Origin of the sequence: Limnohabitans sp. (assembly GCF_036804465.1) — a bacterium.
GTDB lineage: Bacteria > Pseudomonadota > Gammaproteobacteria > Burkholderiales > Burkholderiaceae_C > Limnohabitans.
Map to the genome: position 1 here is coordinate 1 of NZ_DAIRSK010000035.1, position 4,399 is coordinate 4,399.

At 53.4% G+C, this 4,399-nt stretch carries 4 protein-coding genes and 1 pseudogene; all 5 read left to right on the forward strand.

The window, feature by feature from the left end; genetic code table 11:
• Positions 1–926 (forward strand): D-alanyl-D-alanine carboxypeptidase family protein (locus tag V7Q41_RS13255; RefSeq protein WP_333846434.1); only part of this gene is annotated, 926 nt, incomplete at its 5' end.
• A 128-nt stretch (positions 927–1,054) separates the two neighbouring features.
• A complete protein-coding gene (rpsL, locus tag V7Q41_RS13260) occupies positions 1,055–1,432 on the forward strand; it encodes a 30S ribosomal protein S12 (RefSeq protein ID WP_011466063.1) in 378 nt (125 codons plus the stop codon).
• A 164-nt stretch (positions 1,433–1,596) separates the two neighbouring features.
• A complete protein-coding gene (gene rpsG / locus V7Q41_RS13265; protein WP_310614139.1) occupies positions 1,597–2,067 on the forward strand; it encodes a 30S ribosomal protein S7 in 471 nt (156 codons plus the stop codon).
• Positions 2,068–2,082: 15 nt separating this feature from the next.
• Positions 2,083–4,185: an elongation factor G gene (gene fusA, locus V7Q41_RS13270; protein ID WP_333846444.1), complete on the forward strand. Its 2,103-nt coding sequence runs from the start codon at positions 2,083–2,085 to the stop codon at positions 4,183–4,185.
• Between the two features lie 132 nt (positions 4,186–4,317).
• Positions 4,318–4,399: pseudogene (locus tag V7Q41_RS13275) on the forward strand (GTP-binding protein); the annotation flags it as partial.

Consider the following 4,399-nt stretch of genomic DNA (forward strand, 5'->3'; position numbering starts at 1 on the left):
TCAGCTTGCAACAAACCTTAGCCGTGAGCGAGCGCGCATGGAAGATGCCAGGCTCTCGCATGTTCATCGACCCCAAGATGAAAGTGCCCGTCGAGGACTTGATCAAAGGCATGATTGTTCAGTCGGGCAACGACGCCACCATGGTGCTGGCCGAAGGTGTGGGCGGCACCGTGGAGCACTTTGTGCAAATGATGAACGCACAGGCCAAAGCCCTCGGCATGAAGTCCACGGGCTACAAAAACCCAGAAGGTTTGACCGAGCCTGGTCACACCACCACCGCCCGTGATCTCAGCATCTTGGCCAGCCGCTTGATGCAAGATTTTCCAGATTACGTGGGTTACTACGCCATTAAAAAATACCGCTATCCCGGCACCCCAGCCGCTAACGAGGCCAACCGCAATTTGCTGTTGTTTCGCGACCCCAGCGTCGATGGCCTGAAAACGGGTCACACGGATGCCGCTGGTTTTTGTTTGATTGCCACCGCCAAGCGCGACGCCCTTGGCGTGGGCCAGCGGCGCTTGTTGTCCATTGTGTTGGGCGCCTCGAGTGAAAATGCCAGGGCCACCGAAACGCAAAAGCTGCTCAATTGGGGCTACACCGCGTTTGATGCCATCAAGTTGTTTGATGCCAACCAAGCTGTGGTGACGCCCAACGTGTGGAAAGGTCAAGCCAACCTCGTCAAGCTGGGCCGCTTCTCGCCCATTGTGGTGGCTGTGCCCGCGGGCGCTGCGGGCCGCATACAAACCCAAGTGGCCCGCCCTGAGCCCTTGGTCGCGCCGCTGAGCCGCGGTCAAATCGTGGGCGCTTTGAAAGTCACCTTAGATCAAAAGCCCTTGGTCGATGTGCCATTGCAGGTATTAGAGACCGTCGAGCAGGCCAGCTTTGTGGGCCGTGCTTGGGACGCTGTGCGATTGTGGGTCAAGTAGCGGTTATTGAGGCATTTTTAATTAGATTTGCTTGCATGTGGTGATGCTGATACACTAGAAGGCTTTTCGGAAATTCCGAAGGGATTCACGTTTTCTTTTTATTCCAACGTTTAGGGACGTTACAAACAATGCCAACCATCAATCAATTGGTGCGTCAGGGGCGCGAGGTCGAAACGATCAAGTCCAAAAGCCCTGCGATGCAAAACTCTCCACAAAGGCGTGGCGTGTGCACCCGTGTGTACACCACGACGCCTAAAAAGCCTAACTCTGCGCTGCGTAAAGTTGCCAAAGTTCGCTTGACCAATGGCTTCGAAGTCATTTCGTACATCGGCGGTGAAGGCCACAACTTGCAAGAGCACAGCGTTGTGCTCGTGCGCGGCGGTCGTGTCAAAGACTTGCCAGGTGTTCGCTACCACATCGTGCGCGGATCACTCGATTTGCAAGGCGTCAAAGACCGCAAGCAATCGCGTTCCAAGTACGGCGCTAAAAAGCCTAAGGCCAAGTAAGCAATCGGTCTTTTGACCAAACAGGTGCTGTTTACCGCGTGGCGCGGTGAGTCAGCGTAGTGACCCGAAGCGCAGAATTGTCTGTGTGGGTCGAGTAAGTAAAAACCAAATGGTTTTTGCGGTGTCTGAACAAGGCGCCAACTGAAGCAAATAAGAGGTGAAAAATGCCACGTCGTCGCGAAGTCCCTAAACGTGAAATCTTGCCGGATCCTAAGTACGGCAATGTTGAGCTGTCCAAATTCATGAACGTGATCATGGAAGGCGGCAAGAAAGCTGTTGCCGAGCGCATCATTTATGGTGCCTTGCAACAAATCGAACAAAAATCGGGCAAAGATCCGCTCGAGTTGTTCAATGTGGCCATCAACAACGTCAAGCCCATGGTGGAAGTAAAGTCCCGCCGCGTGGGTGGTGCCAACTATCAGGTGCCCGTTGAAGTGCGTCCAGTCCGTCGCTTGGCTTTGTCCATGCGCTGGCTCAAAGAAGCCGCTCGCAAGCGCGGTGAAAAGTCCATGGCCTTGCGCTTGGCCAACGAATTGTTGGAAGCCTCCGAAGGTCGTGGCGGTGCTATGAAAAAGCGTGACGAAGTTCACCGCATGGCCGAAGCCAACAAGGCCTTCAGCCACTTCCGCTTCTAATTCAAAGGTTAAAAAATGGCTCGCAATACCCCCATTGAGCGCTATCGCAACATTGGTATTTCAGCGCACATTGACGCTGGTAAAACCACCACGACAGAGCGTATTCTTTTCTATACCGGTGTGAACCACAAGATCGGTGAAGTCCATGACGGCGCTGCCACCATGGACTGGATGGAGCAAGAGCAAGAGCGTGGCATCACGATCACTTCTGCTGCCACCACTTGTTTTTGGAAGGGCATGGATGGCTCTTTTGAAGATCACCGCATCAACATCATCGACACCCCTGGTCACGTGGACTTCACCATTGAAGTTGAGCGCTCCATGCGCGTGCTCGATGGTGCTTGCATGGTTTACTGTGCGGTCGGCGGCGTTCAGCCCCAATCCGAAACCGTATGGCGTCAAGCCAACAAGTACAAAGTGCCTCGCTTGGCCTTTGTGAACAAAATGGACCGAACCGGCGCCAACTTCTTCAAAGTTGTGGAGCAGATGAAGTTGCGTCTCAAGGCCAATCCTGTGCCGATCGTGATCCCAATCGGCGCCGAAGATAACTTCACTGGCGTGGTTGACTTGCGCAAAATGAAAGCCATCATTTGGGACGAAGCGTCTCAAGGCATGAAGTTCACTTTTGAAGAGATTCCAGCCAATTTGGTTGAGTTGGCCAAAGAGTGGCGCGAGAAGATGGTGGAAGCCGCGGCTGAAGCTTCAGAAGAGTTGATGAACAAGTACCTTGAAGAAGGTGACTTGACTGAAGAAGAAATCACCCATGGTTTGCGTGTGCGCACCATCAACAGCGAAATCCAGCCCATGTTGTGCGGTACAGCGTTCAAGAACAAAGGCGTCCAACGTATGTTGGATGCCGTGCTTGAGTTGATGCCTTCTCCATTGGACGTGAAAGCCATCAAGGGCTTTGACGAAGACGAAAAAGAAGTGATCCGCAAAGCGGATGACAGCGAAAAATTCTCTGCCTTGGCATTCAAGTTGATGACCGATCCATTTGTGGGTCAGCTGACATTTGTGCGCGTTTACTCGGGCGTTCTGAAAAAGGGCGACACCGTTTACAACCCCGTGCGCGGCAAGAAAGAACGTATCGGTCGTATTGTGCAAATGCACGCCAACAACCGCGAAGAAGTCGACGAAATCCGTGCGGGCGACATCGCTGCTTGCGTGGGTTTGAAAGATGTGACCACAGGTGAGACCTTGTGTGACCCATCCGCCGTGATCACCCTCGAGCGCATGGTGTTTCCTGACTCTGTGATCCGTCAAGCGGTTGAGCCAAAGACCAAAGCTGACCAAGAAAAAATGGGCATGGCTTTGTCTCGTTTAGCTGCAGAAGATCCTTCTTTCCGCGTGCAAACTGACGAAGAGTCGGGCCAGACCATCATTGGTGGTCAGGGCGAATTGCACTTGGAAATTATTGTCGACCGCATGAAGCGTGAATTCGGCGTGGAAGCCAACGTGGGCAAGCCCCAAGTGGCTTACCGCGAGACCATTCGTAAGACAGTCGAAGAAGCCGAAGGCAAATTCGTTCGTCAATCCGGTGGTAAAGGCCAATACGGTCACGTGGTGCTCAAAGTTGAGCCACAAGAAGCGGGTAAAGGTTTTGAATTCGTTGACGCCATCAAAGGCGGTGTGGTTCCTCGTGAATACATCCCAGCAGTGGAAAAAGGCGTGACCGAAGCGTTGAGCCAAGGCGTGTTGGCGGGTTATCCAGTGGTTGACGTCAAAGTGACATTGCACTTCGGTTCTTACCACGACGTGGACTCGAACGAAATGGCTTTCAAAATGGCCGCCATCTTTGGCTTCAAAGAAGGTTGCCGCAAAGCCCAGCCCGTGATTCTTGAGCCCATGATGGCTGTGGAAGTCGAGACACCTGAAGACTACGCTGGTAGTGTGATGGGTGACTTGTCTTCACGCCGCGGCATGGTGCAAGGCATGGACGACATGGTTGGTGGTGGCAAGGCGATCAAAGCTGAAGTGCCCTTGTCAGAAATGTTTGGTTACTCAACCACACTGCGCTCCATGTCCCAAGGCCGCGCCACTTATACGATGGAATTCAAGCACTACGCTGAAGCCCCTCGCAACGTTGCTGAAGCCATCGTGGCCGCTCGCGCAAAATAAAAACCCCCATGGGGCTGCGTGAAGCGGCCCCTGTCTGCGACGATGCGCCGCCCTGTCACCCGTGCGGGGCGAATCAGCAGCATCGTGCAAACATAAAACCTGTACACGGGCACTGCTCTTTGGAGAAATGAAATGGCAAAAGGAAAATTCGAACGTACCAAGCCGCACGTGAACGTGGGCACCATTGGTCACGTTGACCATGGCAAAACAACTT